The sequence below is a fragment of the Thauera aminoaromatica genome (genome assembly GCF_000021765.1).
Lineage (GTDB): Bacteria > Pseudomonadota > Gammaproteobacteria > Burkholderiales > Rhodocyclaceae > Thauera > Thauera aminoaromatica.
The window spans coordinates 153,579-172,637 of sequence record NC_011662.2; the positions used below are offsets into that span (position 1 = coordinate 153,579).

At 66.8% G+C, this 19,059-nt stretch carries 19 protein-coding genes and 1 pseudogene; 11 read left to right on the top strand and 9 right to left on the bottom strand.

Annotated elements, in window-relative coordinates:
* Positions 1 to 229 precede the first annotated feature (229 nt).
* Positions 230 to 1,906: a hypothetical protein gene (locus TMZ1T_RS00585; protein WP_004304702.1), complete on the top strand. Its 1,677-nt coding sequence runs from the start codon at positions 230 to 232 to the stop codon at positions 1,904 to 1,906.
* A 9-nt stretch (positions 1,907 to 1,915) separates the two neighbouring features.
* On the opposite strand, the gene TMZ1T_RS00590 is transcribed toward TMZ1T_RS00585, so the two are convergent.
* The gene (locus TMZ1T_RS00590) at positions 1,916 to 3,064 is read right to left on the bottom strand and encodes a glutaredoxin family protein (RefSeq protein WP_012584260.1); all 1,149 of its coding nucleotides are present in this window, start codon (positions 3,062 to 3,064) and stop codon (positions 1,916 to 1,918) included.
* A gap of 29 nt (positions 3,065 to 3,093) precedes the next feature.
* Complete coding sequence (locus TMZ1T_RS00595) at positions 3,094 to 3,666, bottom strand: hypothetical protein (protein WP_012584261.1); 573 nt, start codon at positions 3,664 to 3,666, stop codon at positions 3,094 to 3,096.
* On the opposite strand from TMZ1T_RS00595, the gene TMZ1T_RS21250 reads away from it, so the two are divergent.
* Positions 3,665 to 3,817: a hypothetical protein gene (locus tag TMZ1T_RS21250; protein ID WP_156147754.1), complete on the top strand. Its 153-nt coding sequence runs from the start codon at positions 3,665 to 3,667 to the stop codon at positions 3,815 to 3,817. The two genes, TMZ1T_RS00595 and TMZ1T_RS21250, sit on opposite strands and share 2 nt — an antisense overlap.
* Here the strand turns inward: TMZ1T_RS21250 and efp are convergent.
* Both efp and earP read right to left on the bottom strand, forming a co-directional pair.
* Complete coding sequence (gene efp / locus TMZ1T_RS00600) at positions 3,810 to 4,367, bottom strand: elongation factor P (protein ID WP_004311867.1); 558 nt, start codon at positions 4,365 to 4,367, stop codon at positions 3,810 to 3,812. The two genes, TMZ1T_RS21250 and efp, sit on opposite strands and share 8 nt — an antisense overlap.
* A gap of 65 nt (positions 4,368 to 4,432) precedes the next feature.
* Entirely contained in the window at positions 4,433 to 5,620 is a 1,188-nt protein-coding gene (gene earP, locus TMZ1T_RS00605; protein ID WP_012584262.1) for an elongation factor P maturation arginine rhamnosyltransferase EarP, read from the bottom strand.
* A 367-nt stretch (positions 5,621 to 5,987) separates the two neighbouring features.
* Here earP and TMZ1T_RS00610 point away from each other — a divergent pair, with 367 nt between their 5' ends.
* Positions 5,988 to 6,950 (top strand): hypothetical protein, encoded by a 963-nt coding sequence (locus TMZ1T_RS00610; protein WP_004311863.1) that lies wholly within the window; start codon positions 5,988 to 5,990, stop codon positions 6,948 to 6,950.
* A 263-nt stretch (positions 6,951 to 7,213) separates the two neighbouring features.
* On the opposite strand, the gene TMZ1T_RS00615 is transcribed toward TMZ1T_RS00610, so the two are convergent.
* Positions 7,214 to 7,960 (bottom strand): 16S rRNA pseudouridine(516) synthase, encoded by a 747-nt coding sequence (locus tag TMZ1T_RS00615; protein ID WP_004311861.1) that lies wholly within the window; start codon positions 7,958 to 7,960, stop codon positions 7,214 to 7,216.
* A 126-nt stretch (positions 7,961 to 8,086) separates the two neighbouring features.
* Between TMZ1T_RS00615 and TMZ1T_RS00620 the strand changes: the two genes are divergently transcribed.
* From TMZ1T_RS00620 to TMZ1T_RS00655, 7 genes are all read left to right on the top strand, one after another.
* Positions 8,087 to 8,554: an SRPBCC family protein gene (locus TMZ1T_RS00620; RefSeq protein WP_004311859.1), complete on the top strand. Its 468-nt coding sequence runs from the start codon at positions 8,087 to 8,089 to the stop codon at positions 8,552 to 8,554.
* Positions 8,555 to 8,746: 192 nt separating this feature from the next.
* Complete coding sequence (locus TMZ1T_RS00625; protein ID WP_012584264.1) at positions 8,747 to 9,742, top strand: recombination-associated protein RdgC; 996 nt, start codon at positions 8,747 to 8,749, stop codon at positions 9,740 to 9,742.
* A 492-nt stretch (positions 9,743 to 10,234) separates the two neighbouring features.
* On the top strand, positions 10,235 to 10,690 hold the full coding sequence (locus TMZ1T_RS00635) for an NfeD family protein (protein ID WP_004311856.1): 456 nt from the start codon (positions 10,235 to 10,237) through the stop codon (positions 10,688 to 10,690).
* 20 nt (positions 10,691 to 10,710) lie between these two features.
* On the top strand, positions 10,711 to 11,580 hold the full coding sequence (locus TMZ1T_RS00640) for an SPFH domain-containing protein (RefSeq protein WP_004311854.1): 870 nt from the start codon (positions 10,711 to 10,713) through the stop codon (positions 11,578 to 11,580).
* A gap of 67 nt (positions 11,581 to 11,647) precedes the next feature.
* Positions 11,648 to 12,028 (top strand): hypothetical protein, encoded by a 381-nt coding sequence (locus tag TMZ1T_RS00645; RefSeq protein ID WP_012584265.1) that lies wholly within the window; start codon positions 11,648 to 11,650, stop codon positions 12,026 to 12,028.
* Positions 12,029 to 12,048: 20 nt separating this feature from the next.
* Positions 12,049 to 12,570: a menaquinone-dependent protoporphyrinogen IX dehydrogenase gene (gene hemG, locus TMZ1T_RS00650; RefSeq protein ID WP_012584266.1), complete on the top strand. Its 522-nt coding sequence runs from the start codon at positions 12,049 to 12,051 to the stop codon at positions 12,568 to 12,570.
* A 24-nt stretch (positions 12,571 to 12,594) separates the two neighbouring features.
* A complete protein-coding gene (locus TMZ1T_RS00655) occupies positions 12,595 to 12,774 on the top strand; it encodes a hypothetical protein (RefSeq protein WP_261789131.1) in 180 nt (59 codons plus the stop codon).
* A 275-nt stretch (positions 12,775 to 13,049) separates the two neighbouring features.
* Here TMZ1T_RS00655 and TMZ1T_RS00660 read toward each other — a convergent pair whose 3' ends face one another.
* Both TMZ1T_RS00660 and TMZ1T_RS00665 read right to left on the bottom strand, forming a co-directional pair.
* Positions 13,050 to 14,207 (bottom strand): M20 aminoacylase family protein, encoded by a 1,158-nt coding sequence (locus TMZ1T_RS00660; RefSeq protein WP_012584268.1) that lies wholly within the window; start codon positions 14,205 to 14,207, stop codon positions 13,050 to 13,052.
* A gap of 144 nt (positions 14,208 to 14,351) precedes the next feature.
* A pseudogene (locus TMZ1T_RS00665) lies at positions 14,352 to 15,820 on the bottom strand (MFS transporter).
* Positions 15,821 to 16,016: 196 nt separating this feature from the next.
* On the opposite strand from TMZ1T_RS00665, the gene TMZ1T_RS00670 reads away from it, so the two are divergent.
* Complete coding sequence (locus TMZ1T_RS00670) at positions 16,017 to 16,907, top strand: LysR substrate-binding domain-containing protein (RefSeq protein ID WP_012584269.1); 891 nt, start codon at positions 16,017 to 16,019, stop codon at positions 16,905 to 16,907.
* Between the two features lie 60 nt (positions 16,908 to 16,967).
* Here the strand turns inward: TMZ1T_RS00670 and TMZ1T_RS00675 are convergent, their stop codons facing one another.
* Positions 16,968 to 18,575 (bottom strand): peptide chain release factor 3, encoded by a 1,608-nt coding sequence (locus TMZ1T_RS00675; RefSeq protein WP_004311843.1) that lies wholly within the window; start codon positions 18,573 to 18,575, stop codon positions 16,968 to 16,970.
* Between the two features lie 136 nt (positions 18,576 to 18,711).
* Positions 18,712 to 18,930: a glycine zipper 2TM domain-containing protein gene (locus TMZ1T_RS00680; RefSeq protein ID WP_012584270.1), complete on the bottom strand. Its 219-nt coding sequence runs from the start codon at positions 18,928 to 18,930 to the stop codon at positions 18,712 to 18,714.
* Between the last annotated feature and the right edge of the window lie 129 nt (positions 18,931 to 19,059).

Below are 19,059 nucleotides of genomic sequence, written 5' to 3' on the forward strand. Positions count from 1 at the left end.
TAGCAACAATAGATTCATACAGGTTGACTCTTCAAGGAGGAACGGCCATGGCCCACGTCCTTACCGAAGCCTGCATCCGCTGCAAATACACGGACTGCGTAAGCATGTGCCCAGTCGAGACCCATCCGGCGCTGCCCGCCACCGCCCCCTGGCACGCTCGCAGCCCGCCTGCCCTCGCCTGTCGCTACACTGCCCGCACGAGAACCCGCGAAGCGAAGGGAGACAGGTCATGGCCGAGCACGCTGCCGAGCCGACGGTGAAGCATTTCCGCCTCGCCCTGCTGTGGCCGCTGCGGCTGCTGACCGCGACGGGCGCGCTGGGGCCGCAGCAGCGGCCGTGGCAGGTGCTGCGCGACCTGGGCGAGGCCTCGCCGTGGCGCGAGGTCGAGCACGACCTGGAGGTCGAAGGCAGCGTCTTCCAGGAGCGGCACTACAACGAGTTCGTGACCTTCCTGCCCTACGTGCAGCAGTTCCTCTACGGCGAGGGCCGTGCGCAGCGCGGCGACTCGGCGGACGCGGGGCCGGCGATGCGCGTGTTCCGTCGCCGCGATATCGCGAAACTGCGCGTGGCCGCACGCGACGGCGACGCGCCGGTGACGCTCGACGTCGTCCATGTGCATCTGTATTTCTTCTTCGACGTCGATGTGGTGATCCTCAACGTCGAGGTCGCCGGCGGCGACCTGCCCTTGTCCGCGGTGCAGGAGCTGATGTATCGCATCGGCCGCGCCTACCCGTCGGGCTGGGACGAGCACGGCCGCGCGCTGCACAGCCTCGCCGTCGCCGAGCTGATCGGGCGCGACGGGTCGGTGCTGGCGCGCACCGACGCGCACGAGCGCGAGGCCTTCCTGACCCACGTCAGCCGCCATCGCGCACCGCGCATCGCCGCGCACTGGGCCTGGCTGATGCAGCCGCTGGCGAGCGCCTACTCGGCCCAGCCCGGCACGCTGCGCTATCGCCAGATCGAGTATCACCGCATGCCGCTGACGGCCTATCTCGCCCTCGACGACCCGCAGGCGCTGACGCGCAGGGATTTCGTCCGCCTCGGCCTGGTGACCGGCGCGGGACCGCACACGGCACAAGCCGAACGCGAGGGCGGCGGCAACGCCCTGCCCTACGCCGAACCGCATCTGGACGACTTCGAGCGCCGCCACTGCTACGACCGCTTCTGGTCCGCGAGCGGCGCGGCGCCCTGGACCCGCTACCTGTGCAGCGGCCACGCGCTGGTGGTGGTGGGCGATGCGAAGTCGGCCTATTTCACCGACCGCGAGCGCGGCGTGCTGGCGCAGTTCCGCCACCAGCACTTCCTGCTGTTCCTGATCGCGCACTTCCAGAAGTCGGCGCTGCTGATGTTCTCCGAGCGCCTGGTCGAGGCGCTCAAGCGCCTGCACGTCACCGACCCGGAGAGCGTGCGGCGCTTCAAGCGCGCGATCCGCGCCAGCTTCGAGGGCTTCCTGCGTTTCACGCATCGCTACTGGTTCCACGACATCGCCGAGCAGGCGCAGACACGCGCGCTGTTCCGCATGACCAGCGCGCATCTGGGCACCGACGCGCTGTACGCCGAGATCAAGGAGCGCACCGCGGACATGAACGGCTACCTCGAGGCCGACAGCCTGCGCCGCCAGGCCAACACCGTGGTGCGCCTGACCGTGGTGACGATCTTCGGCCTCATCGGCACCATCACCACCGGTTTCCTGGGCATGAACCTGCTCGCCGAGGCGGAATCGCCGCTCGCCGAGCGCCTGGCCTACTTCGCGCTGGTGTTCGGCGTGTCGACGGCGCTCACGCTGTACACGATGGTCAAGTCCAAGCGCCTGTCGGACTTCCTCGACGCGGTGTCGGACGAGCGCCTGTCGACCTGGAACAAGCTCCGCGCGCTCGCCGCCGTGTGGCGTCGCGGCGCGGACTGAACGGCCCCGCTACATCAGCCACTCCGGCCGCAGCAGCATCACCGCACCGAGCGCCAGCATCACCACGCCCGCAAGCAGCTTGAGCATGCGGCCGCCGCGCTCGCCGAGCTTGCCGCTGCCGAGGGCGAGCACCGCGGTGCCGACCATCAGCGCGTCGTCGGCGATGTAGGCGAGGATGTAGAGGCCGAGGTAGCCGTAGTGGGCGAGCGGGGAGAGGTCCTGGCCGGTGAGCACCGCGGTGTAGATCGCCGGCAGGCCGGCGGTGCATAGCAGCTCGACGAAGTTCACCACCACCGCCAGCACCGCGACCGCGGCGAGCGAGGCGGGCAGGGATTCGGCCTTCAGGATGGCGCGGGCACGCGCATAGATGCCCGGCTTGGCGGACTCCGGGATGGACAGCGAGACGCCGCGGCGGAAGGCGAAGAAGTCCTTCACGTTGATCAGGCCGATGAGCATGGCCAGCACGGCGAGGCCGACGCGCAGCGCGGCCGTCATGCCGACGAGCAGGAAGACGTTGAGCCAGGCCGCCATGAAGGCGTAGTACACCGCGCCGCTGGCGAGCACGAAGGTGCCGGCGACCATCGCCATGCGGCGGCGGTCCTGCAGCCTCACCAGCAGCGACAGCAGGAACAGCAGTACCCACATCGCGCAGGGGTTGAAGCCGTCGAGCAGGCCGAGCGCCAGGGTGAACAGCGGCAGGCCGAGCTCGCTCGCGCTCAGGGTGCCGAACAGGCCCGACTCCACCCGGTCGCGCGGCGGCGGCGGGGCCTCGTCGAGCAGGCGCAGCAGCTCGGCGCCGACGTGCTCGGCGTCGTCGAAGCCGACCAGCACCCGGCCGCCATAGACGAAGGTGGGCACGCCCGGCGGCCACGCCCCGACTGCCTCGCTGATCGCCACCAGGGCGTCGCGCGCGACGGGGTCACGATCGACCTCGCGCAGCACGACCTGCAGCCCGGGGCGAGCGTCGGCGAGACCGGCGAGAAAGCGCTTGGCCTCCGCGCAATGCGGGCAGCCTTCGCGCACATAGACGTGGAGCTGGCCCGGCGCGGGGAGATCGAGCGCCGGCGCGGCGGTGCCGGCATCGGCGCCCGGGCTCGCATGGGCGAACAGCAGGCATGCCAGCAGCAACAGGGTACGAAGAACCGCCGCGATCGCCATGGATGCGCCCCTCGCCGGCGCCGTGCCGCTCAGCGGCCGGCGGGCTCCTTGCCGCCTCCGGGCGGAACGGCGGCGCGCTCCTCGACCGGCGCGGCCTCCTGCGTCGTCGGCTCGGTGCGTGCGCGCATGCTCTCGAGCGCCCCCTTGCCGACCTCGCGCAGGCGCTCCGCGACGTCGCGGGTGGCCTCGGCGATGCGGTGCGCCGCCTGCTCGGCGGCTTCCTTGGCGTCGCGCGCGGTCTCGGGCGAGCGGCCATCACCGCCACGGTCTTCGTCGGGCGCCTGATTTAGCGCTCCCGCGTCGGATGATGCGCGCGAAGCGTCCTTGGCGAATTCGCTCGCGGCCTTCTCCGCCGCCGTGCGCACCGCCGCTTCCACCGCGGCGCTGCCCGCCTCGCCGATCTTGCGCGCGGCCTCGCCGGCCTTCTGCATCGCCTCGCGTGCCGCCTCGGCGGCTTCGCGCCGGGCCTCGGCAGCCTCGCCACGCGGCGCCTCGGGCGCCGGAGCGGCTTGTTCGACCTTGGGCGCCGGCGCGGGCTCGGGTGCGCAGGCGACGACGAGCACGGAGGCGGCGAGGGCGAGGAGCAGGCGGGACGCGTTCATGAAGGACGAGAGCGGATTCGACGGCGACAGCCTGCAGGGTACGCAATCCCGTCGCGAAGAAGAACTGCAAGATGCACGCCGCAACAAGCGGAAAAACGATGGGGCCCACATGGGCCCCATCGTATCCGTCACACCGGAACCGCTTACTTGACGCGGTTCTTGTACTCGTCGGTGCGGGTGTCGATCTCGATCTTGTCGCCGATCTCGACGAAGGCCGGCACGGGCAGCTCGAAGCCGGTGCTGATCTTGGCCGGCTTCATGACCTTGCCCGAGGTGTCGCCCTTGACGGCGGGCTCGGTGTAGACGACCTCGCGCACCACGCTGTTGGGCAACTCGACCGAGATCGCCTTGCCGTTGTAGAACACCACCTCGCACTGCAGGCCGTCCTCGAGGTACTTGAGCGCGTCGGTCATGTTGTCCGCTTCGACTTCGTACTGCTCGTAGTCGGCATCCATGAACACGTACATCGGGTCCGCGAAGTAGGAGTAGGTGACTTCCTTGTGGTCGAGGACGACGACCTCGAACTTGTCGTCGGCCTTGTAGACCGACTCCGACGGCGCACCGGTGAGCAGGTTCTTGAACTTCATCTTCACGACCGCGGAGTTGCGGCCGGACTTGTTGTATTCGGCCTTCTGCACCACCAACGGGTCGCTGCCGACCATGATGACGTTGCCCGAGCGGAGTTCCTGAGCGGTTTTCATGCTGTTTCCTGAATGGTTCGACGCGACTCGTGGTCGCATGTCCTTGAAAAAATTAGCGCGCGATTCTACCGCGCGGCGTGCGCGATGTGGGAACAGAATGTATCGAGTGCGGTCGCGAGATCGGGCAGCTCCGCCTGCACATCGCACCAGCGGCGAGCATGGACATCGAGCCCGGGCAGCGCCGCGGCGAGGGCCGGCCAGGCCTCGGCCGGCGTCGCGCGATCCGGCGCGCAGCCGTTCCAGGCGCGCCAGAAGCGGGCGAGCGCATCCGCCTCGGCCGCCGGCAGCCCCTGCAGGTAGCGCGCCAGGAAAGCCTCGAGCTTGTCGTGATGGGCGGCATCCGCCTGCGGATAGATCTGCCACACGAAGGGCCGCGCCGCCCACTGCGCGCGCACGAAGGAGTCCTCGCCGCGCACGAAATTCAGCTCGCAGGCCCACAGCAGCTCGTCGTAGCCCGCCTGGTCGGTGAAGGGCAGCACGCAGGCGGTGAGCGCGCCGCGCACCACCCGATCGCCCGCCTGCAGGCGCTCGCGACCGAGCGCACGTTGCACGTCGCCGAGCACGCGCGACTCGGGCACCAGCACCAGCATCTCGCGACCGCTGCCGGCCCAGGCGTCGAACAGGGCGGGGAGCTCCGGCTGCTCGTAGGCGAACAGCGACACCCGCAGCGCATCCGGGCCGCTCGCGATGCCGCGCGCGGCCAGCCAGGCGGCGCGTCCCTCGGGACGGGCTCGCCAGGCGTCGCGGCGCGCGAGCAGGTCGGCCTCGCGCAGCAATCCGCCAGTGCCCGCATCGAAGCCCGGAAAAAAGAAATGCTTCACCAGCGGCAGGCGCGGATGCGGCGAGGCCATGCCGTGACAGCCCGCCACCCAGGCCTCGGCCGACAGGTACTCGAGGTTGATCCACAACGGCGCCTGCCGCAGCGCCGCCATGGCCTCGAGCTGGGCGGCCGGCAGCTCGCAGGCGAAGGCCTCGACGACGATCTCGCCCGGCACGAGCGGAACGAACGCGCTCGTCCAGCGCCGCAACTCCACCCCTTGCACGCTTCCGCCCGCCCGCTCATCCACCGCGGCGGCGGCCGGACAGATGCGCCGCAAGGCCTCCCATTCATCCACCCAGAGCCGCACCGCTCCACCTCCACGGCGTGCCAGATCGGTCGCCAGCCGCCAGCACACGCCGATATCCCCAAAATTATCCACAACCTGACAGAAGATCTCCCAGCGGGGACGGGCGGGCGACCGGAATCGATGCATGGTGGGGACAATCCTGGATAAACAATGGGGACAGCTTGTGAACAAGCCGACTTCACTCGATCGGCCGGAAAAGGCTCAACAAAACGCGCACAGCCGACCAAGGGGCTTCTCAACCGCCTTTTGAAGAACACGAACGCTTTGCCGGCAAGGTCTCCGGGTACTTATCCACAAGAAACGCGCCACTGTTAACTTCTTTGTTATTTAAATCAATAGAAAAACAGAAGAACAAACCCGCAGCCGCCACGGCCGGGCCACCAAGCTTGCCCAGCGCACGAGAGTGCCGGCATGATGCCGGCCATGGGTGGTCGCTTCCCCGACCATGAACCACCCGAGAGGCCGCCAGGCCCATGAATCAGGATCCTTCCCCATGCATGGCCGCAAACTTCTTCCGCTCGCCCTGATCCTCGCCTTTCCCGCGCTCGCAATCGCCCAATCGGCGCAACAGCAAGGACTTCCCTCCCCCGAGGCGGCGCAGGAACAGGCTCTGCTGGAGCAGAGCCGCACGCAGGTGCGCGGTTTCTCGGTATGGCTGGGGGAAACGGTGAATGACTGGTTCGGCGATCGTCCCTTCGAGGAGGGCGGCAAGGTGACCAATGGGCGTCTGGGGCTACGCAACCTGTGGCGTCAGGACGAAGGCTGGAATACCAACGTGCGTTTCCGTGCGCGTTTCGATCTCCCCAACCTGCGCGACAAGGCCTACGTTTTCATCGGCCGGCAGAACGAGCGCGAACTCGTGACCGACCAATCCGAAGCCTTTACGCGCGAACAGCTCCTGCTCGAAGAACGCCGCAAGGAAGACCAGACCGGTTTTGCCGGCGTGGGGGTGGCCTTGCGCAAGAACCTCGATTTCCGTGTCGGTGTGCGCGGCGGAATGAAGTTCTACACCCAGGCACGTTATCGCAAGCAGTGGGCGCTGACCGAACTGGACCGGATCGAATTCCGCGAAACGGTGTTCTGGAACAACAAGGACAAGTTCGGCTCGACCACCGCGCTGGACTACGAGCACGCCTTCACGCCCTCGCTCTCGCTGAATTGGCAGAATGCGACGACGATTTCGGAAAAGACCGACGATTTCGCCTGGGGTAGCAGCCTGGGGCTGTTCAAGCGCTTCGGTGACGATCGGATCCTGTCGGGCGAGATGCTGGTGACCGGAGAAACCGGTGCCGAAGAAAACGTGGATGAATACGGCGTGCGGATGAAATGGACCCAACCGGTCTATCGCGACTGGTTGATCGGCGAGTTCATCGTCGGCCACTACTGGCCGCAGCGCGAGGACCGCGAGCGCGAGCGCGCCTGGGGGGTCGGGGTGAACCTCGAGATGCGCTTCTGAGCTTCCGAGGCCTCGTAGGAGCGACGCAAGTCGCGATCGGCGCGCCGGTTCGTGCGGCACTCGTCTCGCCACCGCAATCGCGACTTGCGTCGCTCCCACGGGAGACAGCGCGGCGTATCGGCGCCGTAGGAGCGACGCAAGTCGCGATCGGGCCTCGATAGCACCGTCCGCTCGAGGGCGAGCGTCCAATCGCGACTTGCGTCGCTCCTACGGAAACCGGTGCGGAGGCCGGCGCATGCGGCGGAGCGCGATGGCAGGCAGGCTCAGGAAGTCGCGTCGGCGTAGTCGGCCAGGCGGGCCAGGTCCTCGGCCTCGAGCCAGCGCCACTGCCCGGGCGCCAGCCCGGCCGGCAGGTCGAGCCCGCCCACGCGGCTGCGGTGCAGCACCTCGACACGGTTGCCGGCGGCGCCGACCATGCGCTTGACCTGATGATACTTGCCCTCGCAGATCGTCAGCCGCAGCGTGGTCGGACTGAGCAGCTCGCACGCCGCAGCCGCGATCGGAACGGGCTCGTCGTTCAGTTCGACGCCGGCGACCAGCCGGTCGGCGAAGTCCTGTTCCACCGCATGCTTGAGCGTCACCTCATAGACCTTGGGCGTACGCTTCTTTCCCGAGCTCCACTGGTGGATGAACTGGCCGTCGTCGGAGAGCAGCAGCAGGCCGGTCGTGTCCTGGTCGAGCCGGCCCACGCACTGCACGCCGCGGGCGAGCAGCTGCGGTGGCAGTAGGGTGAACACCGAGGGATGGAAGGTCGGCTTCTGCGAGCATTCGTAGCCTGCAGGCTTGTGCAGGACCACGTAGGCCTGGGCGCGGAAGCGCCAGGGTTGATCATCGACGGTGAATTCGAGCCCGGGCGAACCATCGCGGCTGCCGGGGTCGAACTCCTCGGTGGGGTCGTCGCAGACTTCGCCGGCGACGCTGACGTAGCCGGCACGGATGAGGGCACGGCAATCCTTGCGGCTGCCGAAGCCCTGGGCGTGGAGGAGGCGTTCGAGTTGCATGGGACGCATGTTAGCAGGGCGAGCGCCGCGGCAAGATCGATGCCCCGGCTCACCGTGCAGGATGGGGGCGACCGAGGTCGTGCCGTGCGCGGGCCGAGCGGGTAAACTGCCGCCCTGCCCGCTCGGGAGAAGCACTTGAAATTCGAACACCTGATCGAGGTCAATGATCTCGCCGACCCGCTGCTGACCCCGCTCACCCGCGAAGAGCTGTGGTTCGGCCTGCTCTGCCGCGCCGAGGACGCGCGCGCCTTCCTGCCCGGCCTGGAGGCCTGCCGCATCGTCGAGCGCGGCGCGGGCAGCCTGGTCCGCGATCTGCACTTCGGTCACGCCGTGATCCGCGACCGGGTGAACTTCGACACCTTGCGCTGGATCCGCTTCGAAACCGAGGCCAACGCACAGCATGCCGGCGGCAGCCTCACGATCACGATCGAGGAACCCGAGCCTGGCGCCCTCTTCCTGCGTTTCGCCTACCACACCTCGCTGCCCGACCAGGGCGAGGACGCGCGCTACGCGGAATTCGTGCGCTCGGCCTACCACCAGTCCGACCTCGACACCGTGCGCATCATCCGCATGATCGCCGCGTCCGGCGGGCTCGAACAGTAGGGCCCCCAAGGACTCCCGACGGCGCTGCGGCGGCCGGCTTGCCATGGCAGCGTGCTGCCGTGCGCGAGTGGCCTGGCCAGCGAACTTCCCGTGCGGTGGCGTTGCATGTGCGGGCCGGACGGCTCGCACAGCCGTTTTTCGCTCCCGAGCGTCGTCTCATCTTCCCTCTCACCAACAGGAAACCCCTTCGTCATGTGGTTCAAGAATCTGCAGGTCTATCGCCTTCCCGCCAACTGGGACATGAGCGCCGAGCGCCTCGAGGAACAGCTCGCGAAGAAGCCCTTCCACCCCTGCGGCAGCCAGGACATGGAGAGTCGCGGCTGGCTGTCGCCGCTGGGCAACGAGGTGCTGGTGCACGCCGTGGGCGGCCAGTGGCTGGTCTGCCTCGGCTTCGAGCACCGCCTGCTGCCCTCCGCGGTGGTCAAGCAGGAGGCCGACGAGCGCGCCGAGGAGCTGGCCGAGCAACAGGGCTACAAGCTCGGTCGCAAGCAGTTGAAGGAGCTGCGCGAGCAGGTGACGCAGGAACTGATGCCGCGCGCCTTCACCCGCCGCCGCCGCATGTTCGCCTGGATCGACCCGATCAATGGCTGGCTGGTGGTGGATGCCGCCAGCCAGAGCAAGGCCGAGGACATGCTCGAGCAGCTGCGCCACACCCTCGACAGCTTCCCGCTGACCTTGCTGCGCACCGAGCGCTCGCCGATGTCGGCGATGGCCGACTGGCTGGCCGGTGGCGAGGCCCCGGACGGCTTCACCATCGACCAGGACTGCGAGCTGCGCTCGGTGGCCGAGGACAAGGCCGCGGTGCGCTATGCGCGTCACCCGCTCGAAGGCGACGACGTCAAGGGCCACCTGGAAGCCGGCAAGCTGCCGACCCGGCTGGCGCTGACCTTCGACGACCGCATCAGCTTCGTGCTGACCGAGAAGCTCGAGATCAAGCGTCTCGATTTCCTCGACATCGTGCGCGATCAGGTGGGCGAAGCCGACAAGGACGACGCCGAGGCGCTGTTCAACGCCGAATTCGCGCTCATGACCGGCGAACTCGCCCACCTGCTGCCGGCGGTCGTGGCCGCGCTCGGCGGCGAGCTTGCAGGCGCCGCGGTGGAAACCGGCGTGAGCGCCGAGCTGCCGCGTGTGCAGAAGGAAATGGCCGCCGCGCAGACCGTCGCCGCGGACGATCCGCCGTTCTGAGTCTCGCAGCACCTGGCCGGATTGGCACGGGCGCACGGGCCGGGCTGCTGCATCGCGACTTGCGTCGCTCCCACGGTACGGCTCCAGAAGAGCGGTGGATTCTCTAGGAGCGACGCAAGTCGCGATACAGGCCGTCGAGATGGAAATGCTGCACCGATGGGGGGTTCGAGCCGCAAGCAGGGGTCCGCTTCTTGGTGTACACAGAATTTAAAGATTTAAAAGATCATAAAGATCATGTACCGCCCGATTCTGTGGACAACCCGGTTTTTCATGGCTGAATCAGCGTCTTGCATCAAGCAAAACCCGGTGCACGATGGCCGCGGGAAACGAGTACGGTTTGTGGATGAAAAACCCGCCGTCGCCGCCTTCACGACTTATCCACAATTTCCGATCCCCTTCGGTCACAGCTTTCCCACTGCCCGAAAAACGCCACACGGGAACCGATCCTCACCCGCGAACCCGTTCCCCGGCGAGCTGCGCTAAAGTCTGCCCATGAACGACACGATGTTCCTCGAATGGTGGCACTGGGAGATCGCCGGCATCGCGCTGGTGCTGCTCGAGCTTGCCCTGCCCTCCTTCTTCATCATCTGGTTCGGGCTCGGTGCGATGCTCACCGGATTCGTGCTGCTCGCGATGCCGGACCTGGCGCTGTCGCAGCAGATCGCGGTCTGGATCATCGCCTCGATGGCGATGACCGTGCTGTGGTTCAGCTTCGCGAAGCGCGCGCGCGTCAGGACCCTGATCGGCACCGCCGCCGGCGAGGTGATCGGGGAAGTGGGCCTGCTGGTGAGCGCGGTCGCGCCCTTCGAGCGCGGCAAGGTGCGCTTCCAGCGCCCGGTGCTCGGCGCCGACGAATGGGCCTGTGTGGCCGAGAGCGCGATCGCGGCCGGCGAGCGCGTGAAGGTGGTGAGCGTGGAGGGCAGCTACGTCAAGGTGACGAAGGCCTGAGCAACAAGGAAAGCAAGGAAATGATCATGTCGGAAGGACTCGCGATCGCGATCGCGGTGCTGGTGTTCGTGGTGATCACGATCGCCAAGGGGGTGCGTCTGGTGGCGCAGGGCGAGGAATGGGTGGTCGAGCGCCTGGGCAAGTACCACGCCACGCTGCGCCCCGGGCTCAACATCCTCATCCCCTACCTCGACCGCGTCGCCTACAAGCTGGTGACCAAGGACATCATCCTCGACGTGCAGGAGCAGGAGGTCATCACCCGCGACAATGCGGTGATCCTGACCAACGCGATCGCCTTCGTGAAGGTCACCGACCCGGTCAAGGCGGTGTATGGCGTGACCGACTTCTCCGAGGCGATCCGCAACCTGATCATGACCACGCTGCGCTCGATCGTCGGCGAGATGGAGCTCGACGAGGCGCTGTCCTCGCGCGACAAGATCAAGGCGCGCCTGCGCGAGAGCATCGCCGACGAGGCGGTCGACTGGGGCCTCACGGTGAAGTCGGTCGAGATCCAGGACATCAAGCCCTCCGAATCCATGCAGCGCGCGATGGAGCTGCAGGCTGCCGCCGAGCGCGAGCGCAAGGCCGCGGTGACCAAGGCCGAGGGCGCCAAGCAGGCCGCCATCCTCGAGGCCGAGGCGCGGCTCGAATCCGCCAAGCGCGACGCCAACGCCCAGGTCATGCTCGCCGAGGCCTCGGCCGAGTCGATCCGCCGCGTCACCGCCGGAATCGGCGACCAGGCGGGCCCGATGATGTACCTGCTCGGCGAGAAGTACATCGCCGCGCTCGAGAAGCTCGGCGACTCCGGCAGCGCCAAGATCGTGGTGATGCCCGCCGACCTCCAGGAGACCTTGCGCGGCCTCGTCGGCCGGCTGGGCGCGCGCGGCTGAATCCGCTCCAGCCCGGCGTCTCCGATCGCTTTCCCCGGATCCGTACCCGCAACAAAGGAAGACAACGATGCGCAAATCCTCGAAACCCGTCCGCAGCCTGATTGCCGCCGTCGCACTGGTCACGGTCTCCACTGGCGCGCTGGCGCAGAACTTCATGAAGGACAAGGCCGAGGTCGAGAAGCTGCTCACCGGCGCCACCTTCATCGGTGTGTATCTGCGCACCGAATCGGCCTACACGCTCCAGTTCGGCACCGACGGTACGCTCACCGACACCACCGGCGCCAAGGCGCGCTGGTGGGTGGACGAGCAGGCGCGCTATTGCCGCGAATGGCTCGACGGCAAGCTCAAGGGCAACACCGGCTGCATGAACCTCGAGCTCGAGGAAGGCCAGGTAGCGCTCTACTCCGAAGGCAAGAAGGTGGTCGAGGGCATCGTCACCCGAAAATGACCGGCGCGACCGGAGCGGGCATGCGACTGCTGATCGTCTATTCCACCATCGACGGCCATACGCTCGAGATCTGCGAGCGCATCGCCGCGATCGCGCGTGCGACCGGTCACGAGGTCGAGCTGGCCGAGGTGGAGTCGGCCAGCGCTGAACAGCTCGAGGCCTGCGACCGCGTCGTGATCGGCGCCAGCATCCGCTACGGTCACCATCGTCCCGCGGTGAAGGCCTTCATCGACCGCCACCAGGCGGCACTCGAGGCGCGCCCGAACGCCTTCTTCTCGGTCAACGCGGTCGGCCGCAAGCCGCACAAGCGCCAGGCCGACACCAACCCCTACGTGCGCAAGTTCCTCGGCCAGCTGCGCTGGAAGCCGCAGCAGGTGGAGGCCTTCGGCGGCAAGATCGAATACCCGCGCTACGGCTTCTTCGACCGCAACATGATCCGCCTGATCATGTGGGTCACCGGCGGCCCCACCGACCCGCGCTCGGTCACGGATTTCACCGACTGGACGCAGGTCGAGGCCTTCGCGCACCAGCTTCTCGCCTGACTGGTGACGGAAAACGCGCGCGCCGTGGAGCCGATCGCGGGCTGGGCACTGTGGCGGCTCGACGACAACGGCAACCGCTTCGTCGTCGCGGTGTTCGCGCACCGCGAAGAGGCCGAGGCGGCCGTACGCGCCTTCGAGGCGCACGGACACAAGCAGACCTACTGGGTGGAGGCGGCCGGCGATCGCGGTTGCCCACCCGTTTGACGGGACTTCCTACACCGGCGCCTGGATGGCGGCGAGGGTGTGCTCGAGATGCTCGCAGCAGCGCATCCAGACCATCGCGACGGGCGATGGCGAGCGGTGGTGTGGATGGTCTGGGGGGTACTTCGGCCGCGGCCAGGTGGACAGCCCATTGCTTGCGGAGGCCGCGGCGGACGAATCGCCGCGATTTGCGGAAACTTCCGTGCGCCACGAGCCTGCAAGGCCTCGGCGACCGGCTCGTCGAGGCTGCAGACGTTTCCAGCGCCTGGTTGCCGCGCTTACTTCAGGTGGTGCTGGGTCAGCGCCACCCAGTACGCGGCGCCCACGGGCAGGTTGTCGTCGTCGAAGTCGTACTTGGGATGGTGAACCATGGCGGTGTCGCCGTTGCCGATGATGCAGTAGGTGCTCGGCTTGAGCTGGGCGAAAAAGGCGAAATCCTCGCTGCCCATGTAGGTCGGTCCGGGCATCACCACCTGATCCTCGCCGAGCAGCTTGCGGGCGATGTCGGCACACTCCTCGGTCAGCGCGGGATCATTGACCAGCACGGCACCCGGCGAACCTTCGCGGATTTCGTAGCGGACCCCGAAGGCCTCGGCCTGTGCCGCGGTGATGGACTTGATCTTGGCGAGCACCAGCTGACGCGTTTCCGGCTTGCTGGTGCGGGTGCTCAGGCGCAGGGTCGCGGTCTGCGGAATGACGTTGCCGGCATCGCCCGCCAGGAAGGCGCCGACGCTCACCACGGCCGAATCCTTGGCCGCGACGTTGCGCGAGACGATGGTCTGCAGCGCCATGACCAGGGAAGCTCCCGCCACCACCGGGTCGATGCTTTTCTCGGGCATCGAGCCGTGGCTGCCGACACCGGTCAGCACGATTTCCCAGTTATCCACCGCGGCGAACAGCGGGCCGGAGGTGAAGTACATCTTGCCCTGCTCCAGCGCGGGCATGTTGTGCATGCCGAAGACCGCATCCATCGGGAAGCGCTCGAACAGACCGTCCTGGATCATGGCGACCGCGCCGCCCATGATTTCTTCGGCGGGCTGGAAGATCAGGTTCACCGTGCCGTTGAACGCACGAGTACGCGCCAGGTGCTGCGCAGCCCCCAGCAGCATGGCGCTATGACCGTCATGACCGCAGGTATGCGACTTGCCTTCGATGGTGCTCTTGTGGTCGCTGTCATTCGCCTCCTGCACGGCGAGGGCGTCGGTATCGGCACGCAGGCCGATCGACTTCTTGCTGTCGCCGCAGCGCATCCTGGCCACCACGCCCGTCTTGCCGACGCCTTCGGTGACCTCGTATCCCCACTCCCGCAGCAGCCGGGCGATGTAGCTGGCCGTCTTGTGCTCGTCGAACGCGACCTCCGGGTGGCGGTGCATGTGGTGACGCCAGGTCTTCATCGCTTCCTGATTCGTCGACAACTCTTGCAAAAGCGTGCTCATGATGACTCCCGATCGAAATCTGAAACCGGTTGATGAAACGCCCGGGCCGTGCGGACCGATGCGATCGGCCCGGGCTGACTGTGCGCACGCGCCATGCTGGAATCCATTGCGCACGGCGCGGAGAGGGTTTGCCCTGGAAACGGGTCAGTTCTTCTTGCCGACGAACTTCGGCACGGTGAGCATGATCGACATGATCGCCACCACCACCATGAAGACGTTGAACATCAGCGCGATGATCGCTGCCTCGCGCACGGCCAGGTTGTCCTGGCGTCCGGCGAAGGTGATCACGCCTTCGAGCCACGCGATGCTCTCGGGGTTGGCACTGAGCGCGGTGAAGATCGCAGCGGAGATCGCCACACCGAAGGCGGCGCCCAGCGAGGAAGCCATCTTGTAGATGCCCGCGCCCGAACCGGCCTGGGCGGCCGGTAGCGCGGACAGCGCGGCGTCGGTCGAAGGCGTGGCGTAGAAGGCCAGACCGACCCCGAACAGGGTGTAGCCGATGATGGCGAGGGTGTTGTAGTCCTCGAGCAGCAGGTTGGCCGGGGACAGCATCACGATCGACACGCCCACGATCAGGCAACCCCAGATCATCGGCTTGCGGGCGCCGAAGCGTTGCAGCAGCTTTTCACCGACACGGATGAAGGCGATGATTGCGATCGCATAACCCAGGGTCAGGCCACCGGCTTGCTGCGCCGTCATGTTGCCGCCCAGTTGAACCAGTTGCAGCGAAACCAGCAGGGTGCCGGCCACACCGTTGAGCAGGAAGTTGGACAGGGTGGCGCCGGTATAGGTCGGGTTCTGGAACAGCTTGAAATCGACGAAGGGCTGGCCGCTGGTGTTTTCGATACGGAAGAACAGGGTGCCGAAGATCACCACGACGGCGATCAGACCCATGATCAGCGGGCTGGTCCAGCCCATCTTGTTGCCTTGAGTGACGACGATCTGCAGGGCCACCATGCTGATCATGAAGGTCAGCACGCCCGGCAGGTCGAACTTGTAGGCGCCTTTGGTTTCGGCCTTGCTTTCCGGTGTGCCCTTGACCATCAGCATGCCGATCACGGCGACGACGATCGAGGCGAAGAAGATGTAACGCCAGCCGAGGTTCTCCGCGACCAGGCCGCCGAACAGCGAACAGACACCCGACCCCCCCAGGAGCCGATGGACCACAGGCTCACCGCGCGCTGACGGGCCGGACCGTCCCAGTACGTCTTCACCAGCGCGAGACTGGCTGGCATGATGCAGGCTGCCGAAACCCCCTGCAGGGCACGACCTACCAGCAGGAAGGTGGTCGCCAGGCTGCCGGTGGGGGCGAGGGCGATCAGCAGGGAACCGACGATGCTGAGCAGGAAGCCGATCTGAACGGTCTTCACGCGGCCGATACGGTCTGCAAGCCCGCCGATGACGACGATGAAGATGCCGGAAAAGAGTGCGGTGATGGCCACCGCATTGTTCATCATGCTGGCATCGAGACCGAGGTCCTTTTGCATGTCCGGCGCAATGTTGAGGACCGTCTGTGCAAAAAGCCAGAATGTGATGACGCCTAAGATGATGCCATACAGCAGCTTGTCATTGCCTTGGTAGGCAGTACTTGGTGTACCCACGACGGCTGTCATGTCGATCTCCTGAATGAAGGGCTCTGGATGGAATTCACGCGGCCATGTTAGTCATTCGCTCGAGCGGCAAAAGGCATTTCATTGACTGTGGTGAAGACCGTTTGGAATCACCCCGGACGGTTTATCGGCTTATGATTCCGGCAATAAGACTCAGTCGATTGTTTGGACGGAATCCAAAGCATTCCGAACGAAACCGATGAAAGAGCATCAACTTCGAGCGCTGGTGCAGGTCGCGGAATGCAGTTCGATTCGTGCAGCGGCCCGTTCGATGCACCTGAGCCAGAGCGCCCTGACCAAGTCGCTGCGCGAACTGGAAGAAGACGTGGGTGAGGAACTCATGACCCGCAGCTACAAGGGCATCGAGTTCACCCCGGCGGGCAGCATGCTGCTCAGCCATGCACGGCTGGCGTTGTCGATTCTGGACAAGGCGGCGAGGGAAATCCGCCTGCTGCGGGGCGGTGCAGGCGCACGCGTGGTCCTCGCCGTCACGCCCATGGCGGGGGCGGTAGCCCTGCCGCGCGTGTTGCGCGAGTACGAAAAATTGTGTCCGGACGCCGAGGTGCACCTGACCGAAGGCTTGCTGAGCCAGGTTCTGCCCGACCTGATCGAGGGGCGCCTCGACTTTGCGATCGCGGTCGCCGATCCCGCCGAGCTGCCCTACGAAGTCATCTTCGAGCCGCTCGGACCCGCCAATGCCGTGCTGGAAGGACGGGAAGGCCACCCACTGGCCGCAGCCACGACCTGGGCGGAACTCCGCGACGCCAAGTTCGTGATGAACCTGAGCCCCGGCAGTCTCGGACGTGCCTTGATGAGCTGGATGGAGCAGCAGGGTCTGCCGACGCCCAGGCACGTGATCCACTGTTCATCGACCCTGCTCATGCTCGAGCTCATGCAGCGCACGGACTGCATCGGCATCGGTCCGGGCCGTCTGTTCGACGACAAGTTCGTCGGCTATGGCCTGCAGCGCATCGACGTGACGCCCATGCCGCCGCCGATGTGTTTCGGCCTGCTGCGCCTGCGCGCCTTGCCGCTGTCGACTGCAGCCAAACCGATGGCGACCCTGTTTTCGCGTTATCTGAGCACCTGAGCGGGGACGCAGCCCGGCCTGGGCTGCGCGATGAATGGCAGCGATGCTCGGTTGCCTCGCTCAGCCCAGCACTTCCCCATGCTCGCGCGTGGCGTGGAAGGTCACCTTGGGCCACTTCTCCGCGGTCACTGCCAGGTTGTAGCGACTGGTGGCCAGATACACCGGGTTGCCGTCGATGTCCTTGCCCAGGCGCAGCGCCTGTTCGCGCTCGAAGTTGCGCCGGGTGACGTCATCGGGGAAGGTGAGCCAGCGTGCGGTGTGGATGTCGGCCGGTTCGAAGATCGCATCGACCTTGTACTCGTCCTTCAGGCGCTGGGCGACGATCTCGAACTGCAGCACGCCGACCGCGCCGAGCAGCATCTGGCCGCCCTCGAGCTCGAAGACCTGGATCGCGCCTTCCTCGCCGAGCTCCTGCAGGCCCTTCTGCAGCTGCTTGGACTTGAGCGGATCGCGCAGGCGGGCGGCGCGGAACATTTCGGGCGAGAAGTAGGGAATGCCCTTGAAGCCGAGGTTCTCGCCTTCGGTCAGGGTGTCGCCGATCTGCAGCTGGCCATGGTTGTGGATGCCGACGATGTCGCCGGCGACGCCGTCCTCCATGATCACGCGCTCGTTGGCCATGAAGGTGAGCACGTTGGCCAGCTTCATCTCGCGCCCGGCGCGCACGTGGCGCACCTTCATGCCGGCGCTGTAGCGGCCGGAGCAGATGCGGAAGAAGGCGATGCGGTCGCGGTGCTTCGGGTCCATGTTGGCCTGGATCTTGAACACGAAGCCGGTGAACGCGGGCTCGGCCGGCTGCACCATGCGGCTGCCGCCATCGCGCGCCTGCGGCGGCGGCGCCCAGTCGATCAGCGACTGCAGGATCTCCTGCACGCCGAAGTTGTTGATGCCCGAGCCGAAGAACACCGGGCTCTGCTTGCCGGCGAGGAAGTCGTCGAGGTCGAAGGGCGGGGAGGCGCCGTCGATCAGCTCGACGTCCTCGCGCAACTGGCCGACCTCCATCGGGAAGCGCTTGTCGAGCTCGGGGTTGTCGAGACCCTTGATGATCTCGCCGTCGCTGCGGCGCTCCTCGCCCGGAGTGAAGGTCAGCACCTGGTGCTGCAGCAGGTGATACACGCCGCGGAAGGCCTTGCCCATGCCCAGCGGCCAGGTCACCGGCGCGCAGGTGATCTTGAGTACATCCTCGATCTCGGCGAGCAGCTCGAAGGGTTCGCGCACCTCGCGGTCGAGCTTGTTGACGAAGGTGATGATCGGCGTGTTGCGCAGGCGGCAGACCTCGAGCAGCTTGATCGTCTGCGCTTCCACGCCCTTGGCGGCGTCGATCACCATCACCGCGGCGTCCACCGCGGTCAGCACGCGGTAGGTGTCTTCCGAGAAGTCCTCGTGGCCCGGGGTGTCGAGCAGGTTGATGGTGTGGCCCTGGTACTCGAACTGCATGACCGAACTCGTCACCGAAATGCCGCGCTGCTTCTCGACTTCCATCCAGTCCGAGGTGGCGTGGCGGGCCGACTTCCTCGCCTTCACCGTGCCGGCGAGCTGGATCGCGCCGCCGAACAGCAGCAGCTTTTCGGTGAGCGTGGTCTTGCCCGCGTCGGGGTGGGAGATGATGGCGAAGGTGCGGCGCTTCTCGACGTCGCGCAGCAGTTCGGGCGGGAAGGGGGTGGTGGTCATCGGGGCTCGTCGGCAGGAAAGCAGAAACCGCCCGCCCGGGGTCGGGCGCGGCGGGACGAGCGGGATTCTACCAAGCAATCAGGGGGATGCCGCGCCGCGGGACGCACCCGCGGCGGCACCCTGCGGCGACGCGGGCTTACTTCTTCTTGCCGACCTGGTCGCCGATGACACCACCGATCGCGGCACCGCCCACGGTGCCGAGGATGCCGCCGTCGGTGATCACGGCACCGGCCACGCCGCCGACCGCGGCGCCGGTGGCCGCGCTTTTCTCGCGCGAGGACATGTTGTCCCAGGTCGCGCAGCCGGTGGTGGCGGCGGCGAGAAGCAGGGCGGGGACGAGGGTACGGATCTTCATGATGGCCTCCTTGTGATGGTCGGTGCGCGGAACACAGAGACATTGCCGCGCCGTCGCGGGTGTGCAGTATGAGTGCGCATCCGACGCAGGGATCCGGTCGCGAAGTTTCGACTTGTTTCGGACTTCCCG

Bases quoted from the DNA above. Each gene is read 5' to 3' on its own strand.
- TMZ1T_RS00660 (WP_012584268.1), bottom strand. From the start codon at position 14,207: ATGAGCACGCTTTTGCAAGAGTTGTCGACGAATCAGGAAGCGATGAAG.
- TMZ1T_RS00585 (WP_004304702.1), top strand. From the start codon at position 230: ATGGCCGAGCACGCTGCCGAGCCGACGGTGAAGCATTTCCGCCTCGCC.
- TMZ1T_RS00590 (WP_012584260.1), bottom strand. From the start codon at position 3,064: ATGGCGATCGCGGCGGTTCTTCGTACCCTGTTGCTGCTGGCATGCCTG.
- TMZ1T_RS00610 (WP_004311863.1), top strand. From the start codon at position 5,988: ATGCATGGCCGCAAACTTCTTCCGCTCGCCCTGATCCTCGCCTTTCCC.
- TMZ1T_RS00670 (WP_012584269.1), top strand. From the start codon at position 16,017: ATGAAAGAGCATCAACTTCGAGCGCTGGTGCAGGTCGCGGAATGCAGT.
- efp (WP_004311867.1), bottom strand. From the start codon at position 4,367: ATGAAAACCGCTCAGGAACTCCGCTCGGGCAACGTCATCATGGTCGGC.
- TMZ1T_RS00635 (WP_004311856.1), top strand. From the start codon at position 10,235: ATGAACGACACGATGTTCCTCGAATGGTGGCACTGGGAGATCGCCGGC.
- hemG (WP_012584266.1), top strand. From the start codon at position 12,049: ATGCGACTGCTGATCGTCTATTCCACCATCGACGGCCATACGCTCGAG.
- TMZ1T_RS00675 (WP_004311843.1), bottom strand. From the start codon at position 18,575: ATGACCACCACCCCCTTCCCGCCCGAACTGCTGCGCGACGTCGAGAAG.
- TMZ1T_RS00615 (WP_004311861.1), bottom strand. From the start codon at position 7,960: ATGCGTCCCATGCAACTCGAACGCCTCCTCCACGCCCAGGGCTTCGGC.
- earP (WP_012584262.1), bottom strand. From the start codon at position 5,620: ATGCATCGATTCCGGTCGCCCGCCCGTCCCCGCTGGGAGATCTTCTGT.
- TMZ1T_RS00680 (WP_012584270.1), bottom strand. From the start codon at position 18,930: ATGAAGATCCGTACCCTCGTCCCCGCCCTGCTTCTCGCCGCCGCCACC.
- TMZ1T_RS21250 (WP_156147754.1), top strand. From the start codon at position 3,665: ATGAAGGACGAGAGCGGATTCGACGGCGACAGCCTGCAGGGTACGCAA.
- TMZ1T_RS00645 (WP_012584265.1), top strand. From the start codon at position 11,648: ATGCGCAAATCCTCGAAACCCGTCCGCAGCCTGATTGCCGCCGTCGCA.
- TMZ1T_RS00625 (WP_012584264.1), top strand. From the start codon at position 8,747: ATGTGGTTCAAGAATCTGCAGGTCTATCGCCTTCCCGCCAACTGGGAC.
- TMZ1T_RS00595 (WP_012584261.1), bottom strand. From the start codon at position 3,666: ATGAACGCGTCCCGCCTGCTCCTCGCCCTCGCCGCCTCCGTGCTCGTC.
- TMZ1T_RS00640 (WP_004311854.1), top strand. From the start codon at position 10,711: ATGATCATGTCGGAAGGACTCGCGATCGCGATCGCGGTGCTGGTGTTC.